The sequence below is a fragment of the Streptomyces sp. NPDC048496 genome (genome assembly GCF_043200055.1).
Classification (GTDB): Bacteria; Actinomycetota; Actinomycetes; order Streptomycetales; family Streptomycetaceae; genus Streptomyces.
On sequence record NZ_JBICXB010000022.1, the window covers coordinates 58,922 to 77,357 of the forward strand.

Here is an 18,436-nt window from a genome sequence, read left to right on the forward strand (position 1 = left end):
TCCGTGAGGTGTTGTCCGGGCCGCGGGGACGGCCGGAAGCGGGATGCCGCTGACGCGGCGTGTTGCCGCGCCTCGCGGCCGATTCGAGGCAGCCACGCATCGCTTTCGGGCGGGCGGGGCTTCGGCATGGCCGGGTGGTGTGCGCCGGCTTCGCACCGGGACGGCACGCACCTCCCCGACCCGGGGAAGGGGGGACCGTTTTGGCTCAGATCACGCCGCGTAGAGGTGGCAGGCGACGCCGTCGGCGGTCAGCTGCGGCTCTTGGCGGTCGCAGCCGTCGAAGGCACGGGGGCAGCGTGGGTGGAAGCGGCAGCCGCTCGGCGGGGCAGACGGGTCGGGTACGTCGCCGGGGAGCTCGGCGGGCAGCAGGCCTGCACCGTCTGGCCGCGGGATGGCCGCCAGCAGTGCCTGGGTGTACGGATGGCGAGGGTTGTCCCAGACCTCGCCGGTCGGCCCGGTTTCCACGATCCGGCCGAGGTACATCACGGCGATGCGGTCGGCGATGAGCCGTACGACGGACAGGTCGTGGCTGATGAACAGCAGTCCGGCGCCGGACTCGACGGCCAGTGACCGCATCAGCGTCGCCACCTGGAGCTGTGCGGAGGCATCGAGGGCGGAGATCGGCTCGTCACCGACCAGCAGCCGGGGCCGGGCGGCGAGCGCGCGGGCGATGGCGATGCGCTGCCGCTGGCCACCGGAGAACTCCTGCGGGTAGCGCTGCGCGGCGCTTTCCGGCAGGCCGACGCGGGTGAGGTAGTCCTCCGGAGTTTCCGAGCCGCTGGCCTTGCCGCGCGCGGTCGCCGTACGGATGCCGTCGGCGACCTGTGTGCCCACCCGACGCCGGGGGTTGAGGGATCCGTACGGGTCCTGGAAGACCATCTGGACAGCGGTCAGCGCGAGGTCGCGGCGGCGTACCTTCAGTGGTCGCACCGGCGTGCCGTCGAAGGTGATCGTGCCTTCCGTGGGGGCGGTGAGCCCGCAGACCGCCCTGGCCAGGGTCGACTTGCCGCAGCCCGACTCCCCGACCAGCCCGACGACCTCCCCGGCGCGCACCTCCAGGCTGACCCCCGCGACCGCGCGGGTCGGTGGCGCTGCGGGCCGGCGGTACTGGACGACGAGGTCGTCGACGGAGAGCAGCGGCGACGGCGGCGGGGTCATGGGGCACTCCGGAAGTCGGGGGCGGGGTCGGTCGTTGTCCGCGCGCGAGCCACCGCCGCTCCGGGAAGCGCGTCCAGGAGCGTACGGGTGTACTCGTGCCGGGGCTCGGTGAGGACCTGGCCGCGGGGGCCGGTCTCGACGACGAGGCCGTGGCGCATCACGCTGACCTCGTCGGCGATGGCGGACATCACCCCGAGGTCGTGCGTGACCAGCAGGACGGCCAGGCCGAGTTCGTCGCACAGTCCGCGCAGCAGCCGCAGCACGCCGGCCTGGACCGTGACGTCGAGCGCGGTGGTCGGCTCGTCGGCGATCAGCACCTGCGGTTCGCACGCCAGCGCGATGGCGATGGCGATGCGCTGCCGCATCCCGCCGGAGAACTGGTGCGGGTAACGCCCCAGTGCTTCGGCGGGGTTGGGGATGCGGACCTGGCCGAGGAGGTCGGTGGCCCGCTCCTTCGCCGCCCTGCGGTCCAGCTTCAGGTGATGGCGAAGATGGTCGGTGAGCTGGTGCCCGATGCTGAGCATGGGGTGGAGGCTGGTGGACGGGTCCTGGAAGACCATGCTCACGGCCCGGCCGCGCAGCTCGCCCAACTCCCTCGGCGACAGGGCCAGCAGGTCCGTGTCGTGCAGCTTGATCCGGCCACCGGTACGGGCACCGGCCGGCAGCAGGCCGAGGACGGCGAGGCCGGACATGGTCTTGCCCGAGCCGCTCTCCCCCGCCAGGCCATGGATCTGGCCGGGCCGCAGGGCGAGGTCGACGCCGTGCAGGATGCGCTTCGTACCGCCTTCGGCCGGCAGGTCGACGGTCAGGCCGGTTATCTCCAGCGCGTTGATGGGGCCGGTCACGCCACACGCTCCTTCTCCGCGCCGAGGGTCCGGGCGGTGCCGGGGTCGAGAGCGTCCCGCAGTGCGTCGCCCAGGAAGTTGAAGGCCAGGACGACGGTGAGGATCGCCAGGCCCGGGAAGACCCCTATCCACCACTTGTCGAACTGCTGGGTACCGGTCGCGACCATCGATCCCCACTCGGCGGTCGGCGGTTTGGCGCCCAGCCCGAGGAAGGACAGCCCCGACAACAGCAGCGTCGCGGTGCCGATGTCGAGGGTGGCGAGAACCAGCAGCGGCCCCAGCACGTTGGGCAGGACGTCCACCCGCAGTGACCGCCAGGCGGAGAAGCCCAGCAGCCGCCCGCTGAGAACGAACTCGCGTGCGCGCAGCCCCATCACCAGGCCGCGTGTCACCCGGGCGTACGAGGGCCAGGCGACGACCAGTACCGCCAGCACCGCGTTCTGCAGGCTCGCGCCCAGTGCGGCGGCCACGACCATCGCCAGAATGACGGTCGGGAAGGCGAACACCAGGTCCGCGATCCGCATCACGGTCTCGTCCACCCACCGTCCGAAGAACCCCGCGCAGGCGCCGAGGACCCCGCCGATCAGCAACGACAGGCTGACCAGCAGCAGGGCGAGCGGGATGGACACCCGGGCCCCGTACAGCACCCGGCTCAGCACGTCCCGGCCCAGTTCGTCGGTGCCGAACCAGTGCCCGGCTCCGGGCCCGGCCAGCCGGGGCAGGTCCTGCGCCAGCGGGTCGTGCGGGGCGAGCAGCGGAGCCGCCAGCACGATCACCAGCCACACGCCGCTGATCAGGCCGCCGGTGACGGCGAGCGGCCTGCGCCAGGCGGCAGGCAGCCGCTTGAGCACACCGAAGCTCTTCACTTCACCCTCACCCTCGGGTCGATCACGCCGTACAGCACGTCCACGGCGAGGTTGACGGTCAGATACACGATGCCGACGACCAGACCGACGCCCATCACGGCCGGCAGGTCGAGCGTGGTCGCGCTCCGGTAGGCATACGCGCCCAGACCTGGCCAGGCGAAGATCGACTCGACCAGGACGGTGCCCGACAGCAGCGCCCCGAAGGCCAGTCCGGCGACCGTGATGACAGGCACGAGGGCCGCCCGGAGCACGTACTGGAAGAGCACGGTCCGGCCGGGCAGCCCCTTGGCACGCGCCGCCCTGACGTAGTCCTGGCTCAGCACCTCCAGGACGGCCGAGCGGGTGAACCGGGTCAGCAGACCGACGGTGTACGCGGTCAGCACCAGCGCCGGGAGTATCAGGTGGCTCACGGCGCTCCAGAACACCGGCCACTGCCCGGCCAGGGCGGCGTCCACCGTGTACAGGCCCGTGACATGCGGCGGAGCGATCAGATCGGGGGCGATCCGGCCGCTGCCCGGCGCGATGCCCAGTTGGTAGAAGAAGACGTAGAAGGCCAGCAGCGCCAGCCAGAACGTCGGCACGGACACCCCCAGCAGGCTCACCACGCGCAGCAGTTGGTCGGTGAACCGGTCCCGGCGCAGGGCCGCGACGACACCGAAGGCCACGCCGACGACGAGTGAGACGACGATCGCCGCTCCGGCCAACTCCAAGGTTGCCGGGACTGCTGTCGACAGGTCGGTCAGTACCGGCTGGTGGCTCTGCTGGGACTCGCCCAGATCACCCTGGAGCAGGTTGCCGAGATACGTGACGTACTGGACCGGCAGCGGCTTGTCGAGGCCGTAGTGGTGCCGGAACTGGGCGACGATCGCCGGGTCGCCGACGGCGCGCTGGCCGAGGGCCGCCGCCGCCGGGTCGCCGGGGACGAGGTTGGTGAGGACGAACGTCACCAGCGTCACCCCGAAGGCGAGCAGTACGGCCGTCGCGGTGCGGCGGAGCAGGAACCGGGCGAGCGGGTGGCGGGCGAGGAAGTACCCGCCACCGTTGCGCCTCTTGTCCCTGCCCTGGGCCTTACTTGGTACCCAGTTCGGCGACATCGATCGTCCAAACAGGGTTGTACGCGACACCGGTCACCGAGGCCGCGGTCACGGTGTTGCGGCTGGGCTGCATCAGCGGGATGAACGGGCCGCTGTCGTTCATCCGGGTCTGGATCTGCTCGTACAGCGCCTTTCGGGCGTCGTCGCCTATGGTGCTGGCCGCCTTGTCGCCCGCCGCGGTGAGCGTGTCGTCGGCGCCGGCCTTCCAGCCGGCCCGCAGACCGACCAGGTTGCCGGGAAGGAAGGCCAGGTAGTCGCTGGGGTCCGGGTAGTCCGGGCCCCAGTACCAGAGGCCGGCCTGCTCCTTGCCATTGCGGTAGTTGTCCAGTTCGGTGGTGGTCGGCGCGGGGGCCAGCTTGACGTCGATGCCGACCTCCTTCAGCTGCGACTGCACCCGCTCGGCCAGGGGCTGCAGCGACAGTCCGTCGACGGTCAGATCACTGGGGTAGCCGAGCGTCACCGACGGGTTCTTGATCCCGCTGGCCTTCAGCGCGGCCTTGGCCCCGGCCAGGTCCCGCTTGACCGCGTCGGAGGACGGCAGCGCGCCGAGGAAGGTCGAGGGGATGATTCCGGCCGGCTGGACCGAGCCTTCTCCTGCCAGGCTCAGCAGGCCGTCGTAGTCGACGCCCTTGCGCACGGCCTCCGTGAACTTGGCGTTGGCGGCCGTGCTGCTGACCTTGTTGTCGCGGTTCAGCAGCAGGAAGATCACGTCCGACGAGGCCCCGGTGCTCACCTTCAGTCCGCCGGTCAGCCCCTTGGCCTGGTCCGAGGTCAGGTCCAGGGCGATCTGGCTGTCGCCGCGTTGCACGTTCAGCTTCTGTGTCGGCGCCTGGACGTTCCTGATCACGATCTTGTCGTACGTCGGTTTCTGGGGCCCGGTGTACTTCGGGTTCTTCGTCAGTACGACCTGCGTGTTGGTGTTGAAGGAAGTCAGTGTGTACGGGCCGGAGCCGGCGGAGGTCGTGTTGAGGTACTTCTCCGAGCCTCCGTGAGCCTTGACCGTCTTGGCGTTCAGGATGCCGAGCGCGGGGTTGGGCAGGATGAAGGGCAGCGCCGGGTTCGCCTTCTTCGACACCAGCGTCACGGTCGAGGTGTCCGTCTTGGTCACGGTCACCCCGTCCAGCAGGAACGACGGATTGCCCTTGAGGTCGATCACCCGGTTCAGCGAGTACACGACGTCATCCGCCGTGACCGCGCTTCCGTCCGAGAACACCGCGCCCTTGCGCAGGTGCAGCGTGAGCGTCCTGCCGTCGGCGGACTGTTCGTACGACGACGCCAATCCCGCCACCGGCTTCGTGACGTCGCTTCCCTTGAAGGTCAGGAGCGTCTCGTACAGCACCTTGTCCACGATCTGCCCGGTCGGCTCGAACTCGCGGCCCGGGTCGGCGGTCTTCAGGTTGAATGACGTGTCGACCACCAGCGTCCTGCCGCCGCCTGCGGAGGCGGTCGTGCCCCCGCCGCCCGAGCAGGCGCTGAGCGCGAGTGCCGCGACGGCGACGAGCGGAAGTGCGGCCGGGTACGACCCGGTGCGCGATCTGGACATGGGTGCCTCCGAGAGCGGGGAGCAGGGAGCAGCAGAAGACCGTGGGGCATCGACGGCCGCAGGGAGGGGCCCTGGACGTTTCACCGTTAGGGTGCGCTGAAGCTAACCAACACATCCGGCCATCGGTATTAGAGTGAGACGAAAATCAATAGAAGGGCGCCACCGTGGGAGATCTGTCAAGCCGGGATTCGTCCGGTGAGCGCCGCCCTGGACGGATCGGCATCGGCCTTGCCCTGGATTCGGTGCATTTCAAGATCCTTGACGTCCTCCGTACACAGGGCCGTATCTCCGTCGCGGCTCTCGCCGAGCGCATCGGCGTCTCCCGCGCGAACGCCTACACCCGCCTTGAGGCACTGCGTGCCGATGGAGTGATCAGTGGCTTCAGCGCACGGGTCGACCCCGGGCGCCTCGGACTCGACATCTGCGCCCTGGTCTTCGTCTCTGTCCGCCAGGAGTTGTGGAAGCAGTTCCGGGCGACCCTCGCCCAGATGCCCGAGGTGGAGTACTGCGCCATCACCACCGGCCAGCATGACGCCATGATCCAGATCCGTGTGCCCGACGTCGGCGCGGTGCACCGCCTGGTGACCGACCGGCTCGCCAACGTCCCGGCCGTCCGCGCTACCGAGACGGTGATCATCCTGGACGAGGTGCTCCGTCGCCCCTACGTCCTGCCCTCCGACCCCGGGTCGGTGGAGCCGCCTCCCGACACGGGCACCGGTGGGAACCAGTTCGGCATGACCCGCTTCATCCGCGCCGCCGAGGGCCGCGCCGACCTCCGACGCGGCGCTGACCCGGAAGACTGACCCGACGAACGCCTCGGGCTCGACTGCCGTGCCCATCAGATGGCGTATGACCGGGGCAGCGCGTTCGGACCTCGCGCGCATCGGCAGGGAGCCGACGCTGGTGGGCCCGCCGTACGCACAAGGGATTCGACGCCCCGAACCCAGTGTGAGGCCGAGGCGGGACCGGGCGCTTTGGGTGGTGATGGATCGTCCTCTACCGGGCCGGCGTCCAGGCGGCGAGGAAGACGCGTACGGCTTCGTCCGCGTAGCCCTTGAGCTCGGCATCGGTGAATTGGACGTCAGAGCCGCAGAACATGACTTTGTTGACCGGGACGGACGTGGCCAGCCAGGTGAAGTGGTTGGCCGCGAGCAGAGGATCCGTCAGGGTCAGGAGCTTGCGGTCGGCGAGTCCTTGCAGGCCTCGGGCCAGCAGGGTGTGGATGCGGTCGGGGCCGCGTTCGTAGTAGCTCCGGCCCAGTTCGGGGAAGCGGTCATGGGCGACACCATGTCCGGCCATCCGCTGCCCTTGCACCGCTGGCCGGCCACGTCGGCCCCGGTTCTCGTCCTCGACGGCGGCGCGAGTGATGCCTGGAGCCGAGGCGGAGCCAAGGCCCTCGGGGACCTCCTGCCGGGCGCCTCCCACCGCACCCTCGACGGGCAGGACCACGGCGTCGATCCGCGCGTGCTCGCGCCGGCCCTGAAGGACTTCTTCACCGCATGAGCACGGTATTCGGGGGGCTTCTGCGTGAGCGTCACATTGTCGGAATCGGTGCTCCGACAGGAGAAAGAACTTGCTCGGCCCATATGGTCTTGCCGTCGCGGTCGTAGCGGGCACCCCAACGGGAGGCGAGCTGGGCCACGAGGAACAGACCGCGGCCGCCCTCGTCGCCGGTGCGCGCGCGGCGCAGATGCGGGGCGTTGAGGCTGCCGTCGGAGACTTCGCAGATGAGGGCTGTGGCGTGGATGAGACGCAGGGCGATGGGGCCGCGCGCATGCCGGATGGCGTTGGTGACCAGCTCACTGACCATCAGTTCGGTGGTGAAGGCGAGTGGTTCCAAGCCCCAGGCGGCAAGCTGACGGGTGGTGAGAGTGCGGGCGTGGGCGACCTGCGCGGGGTCGACCGGCAGCTCCCAGGAGACGACCCGGCCTGCTTCCAGTACGCGGGTGCGGGCAAGCAGCAGGGCAGCGTCATCGGATCGGTGCTCCGACAGCAGAGGGGCCACTACGGCGTCGCAGAGCTGCTCGAGCGGTCGGGTGGGGCCGGCCATGGTGCGGGACAGCTGGTCGAGTCCGGCGTCGATGTCCCAGCCCGGTGCTTCGATGAGGCCGTCGGTGTAGAGCGCCAGGACTGAGCTGTCCGCGAGACGGCGTTCAGCGGTTTCGAAGGGGAGACCGCCCAGCCCCAGGGGCAGGTTGGGCGGGATGTCGTCGAGGACCTCCACCGCACCATCGGGCTGCACCAGGACGGGTGGGGGATGGCCGGCGCGCGAGAAGGTGCAGATGCGGGAGATGGGGTCGTAGACAGAGTACAGACAAGTGGCGCCCTCGCAGTCGGGATCCTCCTCGGTGAGACGGATGACGAGGTCGTCGAGCTGGGTGAGGACCTCGTCGGGTGGGAGGTCGAGGCCGGCCAGTGTATGGACGGCGGTGCGCAGCCGTCCCATGATGGCCGCCGCGTGCAGGCCGTGGCCGGTGACGTCTCCGACGACCAGGGCGACGCGGGCGCCCGACAGGGGCAGGACGTCGAACCAGTCCCCGCCCGCCCCGGCGTGGGCGGCAGCGGGCAGATACCGGTGGGCGGTCTCCACGGCGGGGAAATCGGGCAGATCGCGCGGCAGCAGGCTGCGCTGCAGGGCCAGGGCGGTGTTGTGCTCGCGGGTGTAGCGGCGGGCGTTGTCGATGCATACCGCCGCGCGGGACGAAAAGTCCTCGGCGAGGAACAGGTCCCCTTCGTCGTAGGGTCGCGGATCCTGGTGGCGGCCGAAGGTGGCCACACCCAGCGTGATGCCGCGGGCCCGCAGCGGTACTGCCATGTACGAGTGGAAACGGAACTGCCGGATTTTCTCGGCCCGCCGGGCGTCGTGGGCGAACCACTCGTCCGCGTCGAGGTTCCGCACCAGTACCGATTGCCCGGTGGCCAGGCTCCGGACCTGTGGCGTGCCCGGGTGGAACGCCACCGTCTCGCCCGCCACGAACACGGCCTCCGGCGCGTGCTCGCGTACGGAACGGAGTCCTGATCGGTGGGTATGCACCTCCCCGGCCACCGGCCCGGGGGCCGGTTCCTCGCCTCGCACCGTCGCCTCCAGCAGGTCGATGGCGACGAAGTCCGCGAGTCCGGGAACAGCCGCGTCAGCCAGTTCCTGCGCCGTGCGCATCACGTCCAACGTGGTGCCGATGCGCACGCCGGCCTCGGTCAGCAGCGCCAGCCGCTGCTGGGCCTGATAGCCGTCGGTGACGTCGATGTACATCTGGCACATCCCCAGGACGCGGCCGGCCGGGTCGGTCAGCCGGGAGGAGGAGACGGAAAACACGTGCTCGCGGTCCGGATCGGACGCGAGGCGGATGTGCAGCTTGAAGTCGACCACCGGCTCTCCGGTGTCCCGCACCCGCCTCAGGACCCGGTCGATCGTCCGGGGCGAGTCCGGTGATTCATCGCCGATGCGCCGGCCGATGAGCCACTCGGCGGGCAGGGCGGTCGCGTGCTCCGTCGCGGCATTCACCCACAGGTACCGCAGCTCCGTATCCGTGACGGTCACCGGGATCGGGGACTGGCTGAAGAGCGCCTCCAGGATCGCGCGATCGACCTCCTCCCGTTCCACTATCCCCGCGTCGGCGGCCCTGACGGACCAGCCGGCCTGGCCCTCCCTGTTGAGCACGGGCCGCACGCGCACCGCTACCGACACCTCGTGCCCGTCGCGGTGCCTCATGCCCAGTACGCCGTCCCAGCTCTGCCCGGCTGTAGGCCGACCCTGGGCAGCCTCCGCCGCTTCCCGGTCCTCCCGGGTGGTCAGCAGATCCACCGCCGGCTTTCCGCAGATGTCTTCCGCGGGGTATCCAAGAAGTGCTTCCGCCTGCGGGCTCCACAGGGAGATCGCGCCGTTGCCCGCGACGTATGCGATGGCCGTGCACGCCCCCGGCAGCGAGTTCCCCGATCCTGCGTCGAGGCCCCCGGAAATCTTGGTTACGCGCACCGGCACCACCTCGTCCCAGGCCTCTCCCTGCCCATGATAGGGACCGGGGTGGTGCCTGACTCCTTGAGCGCGCCGTGCCCGGCGGGCCGTGGCCCGGGGGCCGGGCCGGTCGGTGCGTGCCAGGGGGACGGATCAGTCGCCGGCCGGCGCGCCCCGGTGGGTGACGATGTCCCGTACCCGGCCCTTGACCAGCTTGCCGCTGCCGTACTGGGTGCGCGGTGCCCCTGGTGGACGGCGGTACGGTGCGGCTGCCGCGCCTGATCGGTGAGAGCCGCGCGATGGACCTGATCCTCACCGGCCGCCCGGTCTCGGCAACGGAGGCGTACGACATCGGGCTCGCCAACCGGCTCGTCCCGACCGGTGAAGCACGTCGCGCGGCGGAGTAACTCGCCCGGGAGATCGCGGCGTTCCCCCAACTCTGTCTGCGTCACGACAGGCTCTCCGTCCGCGAACAGCACGGCCTCTCCGAGCCGGAGGCCCTGGCGGCCGAGTACCGGCACGGCCGGGTTCCGCTGACCGCGGGGGAGACCCAGGCCGGTGCCGACCGGTTCGGCGGCGGCGCCGGCCGTCACGGGTCGTTCGACGAGTGAGCCGAAACCCGGCTGACACCGGGAACGGGCTGGCCCTACGCTCGCCGGATGATGACACCCAGCTACCCGGACAAGCCCCGCCCCGGCGACCGCGTCGCCGTCATCTCCCCGTCCTCCGGGCTGCCCGGAATCCTGCCTCTGCCCTACGAGTTGGGGCTGCGCAGACTCCGCGACGAGTTCGGGCTCGAAGCGGTGGAGTATCCGTCGACGCGCACCATGGGGTCGACCCCGGCCGAGCGGGCCGCCGATATCCACGCGGCGTTCGCCGACCCCGAGATCAAGGCGGTGATCGCCAGCATCGGCGGTGACGACCAGATCACTGTTCTTCCACACCTGGACCGCGAGCTCCTGCGCGCCAACCCCAAGCTGTTCTTCGGGTACAGCGACAACACCAACCTGCTGGCCCTCCTCCGGAACCTGGGCATCGTGGGCTACCACGGCGGGTCGGTGATGGTCGAACTCGGACGCCCCGGCGCGATGCACCCCCTGACCGCCGACTCCTTGCGAGCGGCCCTCTTCACCCGTGGCACCTACGAACTGACTCCCGCCAAGGAGACCGACCACGTCAACCGCCGCTGGGAGGACCCCCGGACCTTCGACTCCGAGCCCGAGATGCGACCCGCCGATGGCTGGACCTGGCACAACGCCGACCGGGTCGTCGAAGGGCCCGGCTGGGGAGGCAACCTGGAGATCCTGGCGTGGCTGCTCATGGCCGACCACGAGATCCGGCCGGTCGGCGACTACGCAGGCAGCGTGCTCTTCCTGGAGACGTCCGAGGAGATGCCCTCTGCCGACGAGGTCTACCGGATTCTGCGGAGCATGGGGGAGCGTGGGCTCCTGCAGCAGTTCCCGGCGCTGATCATGGGGCGGGCCAAGTGCTGGTCGTTCGCACAGCCGCTCAGCGCCGAGGAGGGGGACCGGTTCCGTGCGGAGCAACGGCAGGCGGTCCTGCGCGCGTTGAGCGAGTACGCCCCCGACACGATGGCCGTCCTCGATGTCGACCTCGGCCACACGGACCCGCAGGCGGTGATCCCGTACGGCGGACACATCCGGGTCGACGGGACCGCCCGCCGCATCGTCGTCACCTACTGAGGCCTCACCCGCTGAGGTGGGCTTCTTCCCCGTCGGCGAAGTACGCCGAAGGGGTCGTGCCCAGCGCTCGGCGGAACATCGCCGTGAACGCACTGGGTGTCGCATAGCCGAGGCCGGTGGCGACAGCGGTGACCGGGGTGTTCCGGGCGAGCAGTGTCACCGCATGGACGAGCCTGCCCTGCTGCACCCAGCGGGCCAGGCTCAGACCGGTCGCCGCGGTGAACCTCCGCTGCAGACTCCGCGGGCTCATATGCGTGTACGCCGCGGCCAGAGATGTCGTCCGCGGCCGGCCCGGGGCCTGTCGGATCGCCTCGCACAGACCGAGCAGCTGGGGATCGGCGGAGGCCGGCAGATGCAGCGCGGGGACGGGGTGCGGTGCGAGCAGCAGGAGCAGCAGGTCCATCACCTTGCCGTCCCGGCCCGAGCCGGGCTCATCGTGGTCTCGCTGCCGTCCGGGCCTCGCGGGCAGCGGGAGGCAACCGGGGCGGCCGCGAGGCGCCGAATCTCTGGTCCGACCACATGGCGTGTGTGACATAGTGGGAGGAAATTCGAGGCAGGGGGTGAACGGTGCCTGTCGAGTGGCAACCCGTACGACAGTCCCGTACGCATGAGCTCGTGCTCCAGAGCATCGAGGAGCGGGTGTTCACGGGAGAGCTCAAGGCGGGGGACCGGCTGCCGCCCGAGCGTGAACTCGCGCCGGTGCTGGGAGTCAGCCGATCCGCCCTGCGTGAGGCGCTGCGGGTGCTGGAGACGATCGGGGTGCTCGTCGCCCAGCCCGGGCGCGGCCCGGACGCGGGGGCGCGGATCGTACGCAACCCCGACTACGCCCTCGGCCGGCTGCTGCGGCTCCACTTCGCCCTCGGCAGCTACAGCCTGGAGGACGTCCTCGAGGCGCGCGTCGTGCTCGAACGGTCCAGCTTCGAAGCGGCGGCGACCCACGCCTCCGCCGAGGATCTGGACGAGGCGGAGCACCTGCTCGTACGCATGGGGGAGCCGGATGTCGGAGTCTTTGAGTTCAACGACCTGGACACCCGGTTCCACGTGCAGATCGCCCGCAGCTCCGGCAACGAACTGACCTCCACTCTCACCTCCGCCGTGCGCGAGTCCATACGTCCGCTGATTCTGCGGGCGCTGGAGGCGGCCGAGGACTGGCCGGCCACGGCGGGCGGGCTCAACGCCCAGCACGCCGAACTGCTGCGGCTGGTGCGCGCGGGCAAGGGTGCGATGGCGGCCGATCTGGTCGAGCGGCACATCCGCAGCCTGCATGGCACGCTGGTGGACGAGAAGGAATAGCCCGCAGGGCCCGCAGGGTGTCGGGCGACGAGGGGGCGGTGCGCCTGCGCACCGCCCCCTCGTGCGTGTTCTTCCCTTCCTCTTACGGACCGAGGCTAGTATGGTCCGACCATACAAAGGCCAGAGAATCGATCGGAGAGGCTCCATGCGCATCGGACTCTTCGCCACCTGTCTGGGAGACACGCTCTTCCCCGAGGCGGTGAAATCCACCGCGGTCCTGCTCGCCCGGCTGGGACATGAGGTGGTGTTCCCGCCGGAGCAGACCTGCTGCGGCCAGATGCACGTCAACACCGGCTACCAGCGTGAGCCCGTCCCCCTGGTGCGGAACTTCGCCGAGCAGTTCGGCGACCCGTCCATCGACGCCGTCGTCATGCCCTCGGGATCGTGCGCCGGATCGGTCCGCCACCAGCACGAGATCGTGGCCGAGCGGTACGGCGACGCCGCGTTGCGCGCGGGCGTCGCCACGGTCAAGGCCAAGACGTACGAGCTCTCGGAGTTCCTCGTCGACGTCCTGGACGTCACCGAGGTCGGCGCGTACTTCCCGCACCGCGTCACCTACCACCCCACCTGCCACTCCCTGCGGATGCTCCGTGTCGGCGAGAAGCCGCTGAAACTGCTGCGCGCCGTCGACTCCATCGACCTCGTCGAGCTCCCCGAGGCCGACTCCTGCTGCGGGTTCGGCGGTACCTTCGCCGTGAAGAACGCGGAGACGTCGACCGCGATGCTCCAGGACAAGATGCGCGCCATCGCCACCACGGAAGCGGCCGTGTGCACCGCAGGGGACTCGTCCTGTCTCATGCACATCGGCGGCGGACTCTCCCGTATCAAGTCGGGCACGCGCACCCTGCACCTCGCGCAGATCCTCTCCTCCACCCGCACCTCGCCGTACGTCCTGACGGAGGCCGTCCGATGAGCAGCACCTTCCTCGGCATGCCCGCCACCCCGCCCCGCTCCCCGTACGGGACCGGAAATCTGCGCGGCGACCGGGCGTTTCCCGCGGCCGCCCACGACGAGCTCCGCAACGAACAACTGCGCCGCAACCTGGGCAAGGCCACCCACACGATCCGTGCCAAGCGCCTGGACGTCACCGGCGAACTCCCCGACTGGGAGCAGTTGCGCGACGCCGGCTCGGCCATCAAGACCGACACCATGAACCGGCTCCCCGAGCTCCTGGAGCAGCTGGAGCAGCAGGTCACCGAGCGCGGCGGCACCGTCCACTGGGCGCGCGACGGCGTCGAGGCCAACGAGATCGTCACCCGGCTCGTCCGGGCGACCGGATCCACGGAGGTCATCAAGGTCAAGTCGATGGCCACCCAGGAGATCGGTCTCAACGAACACCTGGAATCGGCCGGCATCACCCCGTACGAGACGGACCTCGCCGAGCTCATCGTGCAGCTCGCCCACGACAGACCGTCACACATCCTGGTGCCCGCGATCCACCGCAACCGCGACGAGATCCGGCAGATCTTCCTCAAGGAGATCCCCGGCGTCGACCCGCGGCTCGACAACGTGCCCGCCCATCTCGCCGCCGCGGCCCGCGCCTATCTGCGCGAGAAGTTCATGACGACGAAGGTGGCGGTCTCGGGCGCCAACTTCGGGATCGCCGAGACCGGCACCCTGTCCGTCGTCGAGTCCGAGGGCAACGGCCGGATGTGCCTGACCCTGCCCGACACGCTGATCACCGTCATGGGCATCGAGAAGGTGCTGCCGCGCTATCAGGACCTCGAGGTCTTCCTGCAGTTGCTGCCGCGTTCGTCGACCGGGGAGCGGATGAACCCGTACACCTCGATGTGGACGGGTGTGACGCCCGGCGACGGACCGCAGGACTTCCATCTGGTCCTCCTCGACAACGGACGGACCGCCGCGCTGGCCGACCGGATCGGGCGCGAGGCGCTCAACTGCATCCGCTGCTCGGCCTGTCTCAACGTCTGCCCGGTGTACGAACGGGCCGGCGGTCACGCGTACGGATCGACCTACCCCGGACCCATCGGCGCGGTCCTCACGCCGCAGCTCGCCGGGATGCACGCCGCCAAGGACGACCCCAACAGCTCCCTGCCGTACGCCTCCAGCCTCTGCGGCGCCTGCTTCGACGCCTGCCCCGTCAAGATCGACATCCCGTCGCTGCTGGTCGAGCTGCGCCACCAGCACACCGAACAGTCCGGTACGACAGCGGAGAAGCTGGCCATGAAGGCGGCGGCCGGCGTGATGAAGCGGCCGAAACTGTTCACGGCCGCGCAGAAGGCCGCGGGGCTCGGCCGGGTGCTCGGCGGGCGGGACGGCAAGATCTCGCATCTGCCACCGCCGTTCAGCGGATGGAGCGACAGCCGTGACACCGCGGCGCCGCCGAAGCAGTCATTCCGCTCGTGGCTGGCCTCGGACGAGGGTGCCGCGACCATGCGGGCCGCCGCCGACGAGTACGACAGGAACCAGCAGGAGGAGGAGAAGTGACGACCGCTCGCGCCACGGTGCTCGGCCGGGTCCGGAACGCCCTGGCCCTCGCCCCCACCCCGGACACCACCATCCCGCGCGACTACCGGACCGGCCGCACGCTCCCCGACGACGAGCGACTCGCACTCTTCACCGACCGGCTCGTCGACTACAAGGCGCAGGTGCACACCTGCACGGCTGCCCGCACCGCCGAGGTGATCGCGGAGGTGCTGGACGGGCTCGGTGCGCGGACGATCGGGGTGCCCGCCGGGCTCGACGAGCAGTGGCTCGGTGCGTACGACGGTGATGTCCAGCAGGACTCTGCCGGTATTCCGGCGCCCCGGCTCGACGCGCTGGACGGAGTCGTCACCGCGTCGGCCGTCGGCTGCGCCGAGACCGGCACGATCTTCCTCGACGGCTCGCCCGACCAAGGGCGGCGGGCCCTGTCGCTCGTCCCCGACCTGCATGTGTGTGTCGTCGATCTGTCTGCCGTCGAGGTGGGGGTGCCGGAGGCGGTCGCGCGGTTGGTGCCGGAGCGCCCGACGACGCTGATCAGCGGGCCGTCGGCCACGTCGGACATCGAGCTGGAGCGGGTCGAAGGGGTACACGGTCCGCGCACGCTGGTGGTCGTGATCCGCGTCGACGCGTAGGAGGTGTCCGCCGGACGGCCAGGAGGCCGTCCGGCGGACCGTACGGTCCGCGGTGCTCGACCGTCAGCGGTTCGAAGCCGATACGGGTCGTCGACCCGTTGTCGGCCCAGCTGACCTCGACCGTGTCGCCGTCCACGTTCAGCCGTGCGGGTCCTTGCCGTCCGCGCCCGCGAACGGTCGACCACTGCCAGGCAGCCCGCAGCATCCCGTCCGCCGCCGCCTCCCAGTGCGCCCGGGTGTAGCCGGTGTGCGGGCTCAAGCCGCGGTCTTCGGAGGCGAGTTCAAGAGGAGAGTTCACGAGGAGAGGTCATGCGAGGAATGCCAGCCTTTCGCGTCGTACGGGGTGGGCGAAGCCGTCGCCCGCGGCCCAGCGGTTGATCTCGCCGACCGCCAGGTCGACCAGCCGCCGCCATTCGTTGCCCTGCGAGCCCGCGAGATGTGGAGTGATCAGGGCGTTCTCGCACTCCCACAGCGGGTGCGAGGGCGGCAACGTGTCGGGGTCGGTGACGTCGAGGATCGCGCGGATCCGGTTCTGCTGGAGTACGTCGATGAGCGCGTCCTGGTCGAGGACGGCGCCCCGCGCGGTGTTGATGAGCACCCCGTCGGGGCGCATGGACATGAGCAGTTCGCGGCTGACGAGACCGAGGGTGGCGGGCAGCAGCGGGGTGTGGACGCTCACCACATTGCTCTGCGCGAACAGTTCGGCGAGCCCGGCCGGACGCACGCCCAGCTCGGCGGCGTCCGCCTCGGAGACGTACGGATCGTGCAACAGCACACGCAGGTCGTACGGGCGCAGCAGCTCGATGACGCGCCGGCCGATCAGCGAGGCGGACAGGATGCCCACGGTGCGCCCGTAGTTGCCCACCTCCGCCGAGGTGCGCAGCCAGTCGTCGCGACAGCGCTCGGCGCGGTAGTCGCGGGCCCGTTCCAGGACCTGTTTGCCGGAGAGCAGGATCATCGCGATGGTGTACTCCGCGACCGGCAGCGCATTGGCTGCCGCCGCCGAGGACACCTCGATGCCCCGTTCCCAGCAGGCCTCGGTGATATGACCGCGGACGGAGCCCGCCGTGTGGACGACGGCACGCAGCTGCGGCGCCGCGGCCAGCACGTTCTCGTCGAGCGGTGGACAGCCCCAGCCGGTGATGAGGATCTCGGTGTCCGCGAGCGTGGCGCGGGCCCGGTCGGTGGTGAAGTCGTCGAGGACGGGCAGGGGGGCGAGTTCACACACCCCGGCGAGTGCGGCCAGGGCTCCGGGAGTGAGGACGGCGGCCGCTGCGTCCGGCTCCATGGCGACGGCGGCGCGTGGCCGGCGGTGTGCGGCGGGGGTGGTCGGGACGGTAGGGGTGGTGCTGGGCATCATGCTCCTGGTCGGGGAGTGGTGCGGACGTGATCCGGTCGGCGTACGGTACGGGTCGTCTCCTCGAACTCGTCCCAGGTACGCGGCACGTGGAGTCCGTACCGCTGGAAGAGGTCGGTGCGGTAGTGCGTCACCATCGGTTCGACATCCAGCGGAACGCTGAAGGTGCGCTTCTCGAACGTGGTCAGCCCGAGTGCCTGTGGCAGCAGCTTGGTGCGCAGCCCATCGCTCATCAGACCGGTGATCTCGCGAGCGACACCGTCGATCGCGAGTTGGGGAGCTGGGGGTACTCGATCGTGGCGACGTCCGGGGCGTTGCCCGCCCGCTTGGGTCGCAGCATAGCGATCGCCTCCGCACTGTCCATGGCCGATCATGTCCGCCCCGTATGCGCCACCAGCCCTGCGGCATCGTTCTGCTGCTGCCCGCCGAACCGCACCGGCCGTTCCGGCTGCGCGCCGACTGGCTCGACCGCGTCGATCCGCACGGCGGAACCGTGCGGATCACAGCAGTCTGAACCGGCCGGACGTCAGGGGATCAGCAGCCAGTCCGAACCGATCGCCGCCACCAGACCGAAGGCCAACAGCCAACTGCCCAAGCGCGTACGGCCGTTCCTGCTGAGCTCGATCACGATCCCGCACAGGATCAGCGCCAGCCCGTACACCCCGACCACCAGAACGGACGACCGGCTCGCGATCCGCAGCGCCAGCACGACCGCCATCGCCGCCATGCCGACCGAGGAGAGAACGACCCGCAACCGTCTGGCCTGACGCGGTGTCAATCCGCGGTCCCCGGCCCCCGCCCCCTCGACTTCGGCGTCGACCTCGGCGTCGACCTCGGTACCGGCGTCGGTCTCTGTGCCGTTCGTGTCGCTTTCGGGGGCGGTTATCGGGGTGTCCACGGACTGGTCCTGGTCAGAAGTGCTCATGACGCGGGATGGTAATAGTTTCGCGGCGCCGTGTTCACCGCTCCGCCCGACGGTTGCCGAAAACGAACGTCGCCATCCGGCTCATCCGCCCTCCCGTCGCAGCCGGGGCGCCTCCTCGGCCGCGTCCACCGTCCGCCCGCCGCCCGTCTCCACCCGCCCGGCCAGCTCCTCCGCCCAGCCGGTCAGCGCATCGATCCCGATCCCGTGCGCCGACGCGCCCCCGTACGCCGAGAGGGCCGCCGCGCCCCGACGCAACAGCCGCGCCCCACCCGTCGCATTGCCGCGCGCGGCATGCGTCAGCCCCACCGCCAGCTGCGCGAGCCCGCGCCACAACTCCCGTTCCGCCTCCGGGCCCGACTTCCACGCGTCCTCGAACACCTCGTGCGCGTGGAACGGCATCCCCGCGTCCAGCAGCCGCTGTGCCTCCCGCAGCGTTTCCTCGGGGGAGCGCACCACACCCTCCGGCTGCCGCTCCACCCCCGGAACCCCGTACGGCAGGGGGCGCCCCAGCCCGTCACGGGGGCGCGCACTGCGCGCCCGGCCTTCGGGATCGCGGTCCCTACGAGTCTCGTCCACCCGTCGATTGTGCCCCGCACCTGCGGTGAACTGACCGAACCACTGTC

19 protein-coding genes and 2 pseudogenes are annotated in these 18,436 nt (G+C 70.4%); 9 read left to right on the forward strand and 12 right to left on the reverse strand.

Going from position 1 to position 18,436, the window contains the following annotated elements; genetic code table 11:
• Positions 1-210: 210 nt before the first annotated feature.
• The 5 genes from ACGFSA_RS20565 to ACGFSA_RS20585 are packed head-to-tail and all read right to left on the reverse strand — an operon-like array spanning position 211 to position 5,506.
• Positions 211-1,158: an oligopeptide/dipeptide ABC transporter ATP-binding protein gene (locus ACGFSA_RS20565; RefSeq protein WP_393306124.1), complete on the reverse strand. Its 948-nt coding sequence runs from the start codon at positions 1,156-1,158 to the stop codon at positions 211-213.
• The gene (locus tag ACGFSA_RS20570) at positions 1,155-2,003 is read right to left on the reverse strand and encodes an ABC transporter ATP-binding protein (protein ID WP_393306126.1); all 849 of its coding nucleotides are present in this window, start codon (positions 2,001-2,003) and stop codon (positions 1,155-1,157) included. The genes ACGFSA_RS20565 and ACGFSA_RS20570 overlap by 4 nt, the downstream gene beginning before the upstream one ends.
• Positions 2,000-2,869, reverse strand: a complete 870-nt coding sequence (locus ACGFSA_RS20575) for an ABC transporter permease (RefSeq protein WP_393306128.1) — start codon at positions 2,867-2,869, stop codon at positions 2,000-2,002. Before ACGFSA_RS20575 ends, ACGFSA_RS20570 begins: the two co-directional genes overlap by 4 nt.
• On the reverse strand, positions 2,866-3,963 hold the full coding sequence (locus ACGFSA_RS20580) for an ABC transporter permease (protein WP_393306130.1): 1,098 nt from the start codon (positions 3,961-3,963) through the stop codon (positions 2,866-2,868). Before ACGFSA_RS20580 ends, ACGFSA_RS20575 begins: the two co-directional genes overlap by 4 nt.
• Positions 3,938-5,506 (reverse strand): ABC transporter substrate-binding protein, encoded by a 1,569-nt coding sequence (locus tag ACGFSA_RS20585; protein WP_393306132.1) that lies wholly within the window; start codon positions 5,504-5,506, stop codon positions 3,938-3,940. The genes ACGFSA_RS20580 and ACGFSA_RS20585 overlap by 26 nt, the downstream gene beginning before the upstream one ends.
• Positions 5,507-5,670: 164 nt before the next feature.
• Here ACGFSA_RS20585 and ACGFSA_RS20590 point away from each other — a divergent pair, with 164 nt between their 5' ends.
• The gene (locus ACGFSA_RS20590; protein ID WP_393306135.1) at positions 5,671-6,309 is read left to right on the forward strand and encodes an Lrp/AsnC family transcriptional regulator; all 639 of its coding nucleotides are present in this window, start codon (positions 5,671-5,673) and stop codon (positions 6,307-6,309) included.
• Positions 6,310-6,502: 193 nt separating this feature from the next.
• Here ACGFSA_RS20590 and ACGFSA_RS20595 read toward each other — a convergent pair whose 3' ends face one another.
• On the reverse strand, positions 6,503-6,805 hold the full coding sequence (locus ACGFSA_RS20595) for a TetR/AcrR family transcriptional regulator C-terminal domain-containing protein (RefSeq protein WP_393306137.1): 303 nt from the start codon (positions 6,803-6,805) through the stop codon (positions 6,503-6,505).
• Here ACGFSA_RS20595 and ACGFSA_RS20600 point away from each other — a divergent pair.
• A complete protein-coding gene (locus tag ACGFSA_RS20600; protein WP_393306139.1) occupies positions 6,782-7,009 on the forward strand; it encodes an alpha/beta fold hydrolase in 228 nt (75 codons plus the stop codon). The genes ACGFSA_RS20595 and ACGFSA_RS20600 overlap by 24 nt on opposite strands.
• Positions 7,010-7,040: 31 nt before the next feature.
• Here ACGFSA_RS20600 and ACGFSA_RS20605 read toward each other — a convergent pair whose 3' ends face one another.
• Entirely contained in the window at positions 7,041-9,479 is a 2,439-nt protein-coding gene (locus tag ACGFSA_RS20605) for a SpoIIE family protein phosphatase (RefSeq protein ID WP_393306141.1), read from the reverse strand.
• Positions 9,480-9,697: 218 nt separating this feature from the next.
• Between ACGFSA_RS20605 and ACGFSA_RS20610 the strand changes: the two are divergent.
• Both ACGFSA_RS20610 and ACGFSA_RS20615 read left to right on the forward strand, forming a co-directional pair.
• Positions 9,698-10,069 (forward strand): annotated as a pseudogene (locus tag ACGFSA_RS20610) (enoyl-CoA hydratase-related protein); the annotation flags it as partial.
• 48 nt (positions 10,070-10,117) lie between these two features.
• Positions 10,118-11,161 (forward strand): S66 peptidase family protein, encoded by a 1,044-nt coding sequence (locus ACGFSA_RS20615; protein WP_393306143.1) that lies wholly within the window; start codon positions 10,118-10,120, stop codon positions 11,159-11,161.
• Between the two features lie 4 nt (positions 11,162-11,165).
• Here the strand turns inward: ACGFSA_RS20615 and ACGFSA_RS20620 are convergent, their stop codons facing one another.
• Positions 11,166-11,564, reverse strand: coding sequence for a helix-turn-helix domain-containing protein (locus ACGFSA_RS20620; RefSeq protein ID WP_393306145.1), 399 nt, complete (start codon positions 11,562-11,564; stop codon positions 11,166-11,168).
• A gap of 164 nt (positions 11,565-11,728) precedes the next feature.
• Here ACGFSA_RS20620 and ACGFSA_RS20625 point away from each other — a divergent pair, with 164 nt between their 5' ends.
• The 4 genes from ACGFSA_RS20625 to ACGFSA_RS20640 all read left to right on the forward strand — a co-directional run bounded on the left by ACGFSA_RS20625 (position 11,729) and on the right by ACGFSA_RS20640 (position 15,531).
• Complete coding sequence (locus ACGFSA_RS20625) at positions 11,729-12,454, forward strand: FadR/GntR family transcriptional regulator (RefSeq protein WP_393306147.1); 726 nt, start codon at positions 11,729-11,731, stop codon at positions 12,452-12,454.
• A gap of 145 nt (positions 12,455-12,599) precedes the next feature.
• A complete protein-coding gene (locus tag ACGFSA_RS20630) occupies positions 12,600-13,367 on the forward strand; it encodes a (Fe-S)-binding protein (protein ID WP_366690519.1) in 768 nt (255 codons plus the stop codon).
• Entirely contained in the window at positions 13,364-14,902 is a 1,539-nt protein-coding gene (locus tag ACGFSA_RS20635) for a lactate utilization protein B (RefSeq protein ID WP_393306149.1), read from the forward strand. Before ACGFSA_RS20630 ends, ACGFSA_RS20635 begins: the two co-directional genes overlap by 4 nt.
• On the forward strand, positions 14,899-15,531 hold the full coding sequence (locus tag ACGFSA_RS20640; RefSeq protein ID WP_393306151.1) for a lactate utilization protein C: 633 nt from the start codon (positions 14,899-14,901) through the stop codon (positions 15,529-15,531). Before ACGFSA_RS20635 ends, ACGFSA_RS20640 begins: the two co-directional genes overlap by 4 nt.
• 307 nt (positions 15,532-15,838) lie before the next feature.
• Here the strand turns inward: ACGFSA_RS20640 and ACGFSA_RS20645 are convergent, their stop codons facing one another.
• Complete coding sequence (locus ACGFSA_RS20645; RefSeq protein WP_393306197.1) at positions 15,839-16,888, reverse strand: hydroxyacid dehydrogenase; 1,050 nt, start codon at positions 16,886-16,888, stop codon at positions 15,839-15,841.
• A gap of 38 nt (positions 16,889-16,926) precedes the next feature.
• Positions 16,927-17,213: pseudogene (locus tag ACGFSA_RS20650) on the reverse strand (ABC transporter substrate-binding protein); the annotation flags it as partial.
• 60 nt (positions 17,214-17,273) lie between these two features.
• On the opposite strand from ACGFSA_RS20650, the gene ACGFSA_RS20655 reads away from it, so the two are divergent.
• Positions 17,274-17,402 (forward strand): hypothetical protein, encoded by a 129-nt coding sequence (locus ACGFSA_RS20655; protein WP_393306153.1) that lies wholly within the window; start codon positions 17,274-17,276, stop codon positions 17,400-17,402.
• 12 nt (positions 17,403-17,414) lie between these two features.
• Here ACGFSA_RS20655 and ACGFSA_RS20660 read toward each other — a convergent pair whose 3' ends face one another.
• Positions 17,415-17,813, reverse strand: a complete 399-nt coding sequence (locus ACGFSA_RS20660; RefSeq protein ID WP_393306155.1) for a hypothetical protein — start codon at positions 17,811-17,813, stop codon at positions 17,415-17,417.
• An 81-nt stretch (positions 17,814-17,894) separates the two neighbouring features.
• Positions 17,895-18,389 carry a DUF309 domain-containing protein gene (locus tag ACGFSA_RS20665; protein WP_393306157.1) on the reverse strand — a complete coding sequence of 165 codons (495 nt, stop codon included), beginning with the start codon at positions 18,387-18,389 and terminating at the stop codon, positions 17,895-17,897.
• Between the last annotated feature and the right edge of the window lie 47 nt (positions 18,390-18,436).

What these genes read in the sequence shown, in the direction of transcription:
- ACGFSA_RS20565 (WP_393306124.1), bottom strand. Translation starts at nt 1,158, where the DNA reads ATGACCCCGCCGCCGTCGCCGCTGCTCTCCGTCGACGACCTCGTCGTC.
- ACGFSA_RS20580 (WP_393306130.1), bottom strand. Translation starts at nt 3,963, where the DNA reads ATGTCGCCGAACTGGGTACCAAGTAAGGCCCAGGGCAGGGACAAGAGG.
- ACGFSA_RS20585 (WP_393306132.1), bottom strand. Translation starts at nt 5,506, where the DNA reads ATGTCCAGATCGCGCACCGGGTCGTACCCGGCCGCACTTCCGCTCGTC.
- ACGFSA_RS20600 (WP_393306139.1), top strand. Translation starts at nt 6,782, where the DNA reads ATGGGCGACACCATGTCCGGCCATCCGCTGCCCTTGCACCGCTGGCCG.
- ACGFSA_RS20595 (WP_393306137.1), bottom strand. Translation starts at nt 6,805, where the DNA reads ATGGCCGGACATGGTGTCGCCCATGACCGCTTCCCCGAACTGGGCCGG.
- ACGFSA_RS20615 (WP_393306143.1), top strand. Translation starts at nt 10,118, where the DNA reads ATGATGACACCCAGCTACCCGGACAAGCCCCGCCCCGGCGACCGCGTC.
- ACGFSA_RS20620 (WP_393306145.1), bottom strand. Translation starts at nt 11,564, where the DNA reads ATGGACCTGCTGCTCCTGCTGCTCGCACCGCACCCCGTCCCCGCGCTG.
- ACGFSA_RS20630 (WP_366690519.1), top strand. Translation starts at nt 12,600, where the DNA reads ATGCGCATCGGACTCTTCGCCACCTGTCTGGGAGACACGCTCTTCCCC.
- ACGFSA_RS20635 (WP_393306149.1), top strand. Translation starts at nt 13,364, where the DNA reads ATGAGCAGCACCTTCCTCGGCATGCCCGCCACCCCGCCCCGCTCCCCG.
- ACGFSA_RS20645 (WP_393306197.1), bottom strand. Translation starts at nt 16,888, where the DNA reads ATGCCCAGCACCACCCCTACCGTCCCGACCACCCCCGCCGCACACCGC.
- ACGFSA_RS20655 (WP_393306153.1), top strand. Translation starts at nt 17,274, where the DNA reads ATGCGCCACCAGCCCTGCGGCATCGTTCTGCTGCTGCCCGCCGAACCG.
- ACGFSA_RS20660 (WP_393306155.1), bottom strand. Translation starts at nt 17,813, where the DNA reads ATGAGCACTTCTGACCAGGACCAGTCCGTGGACACCCCGATAACCGCC.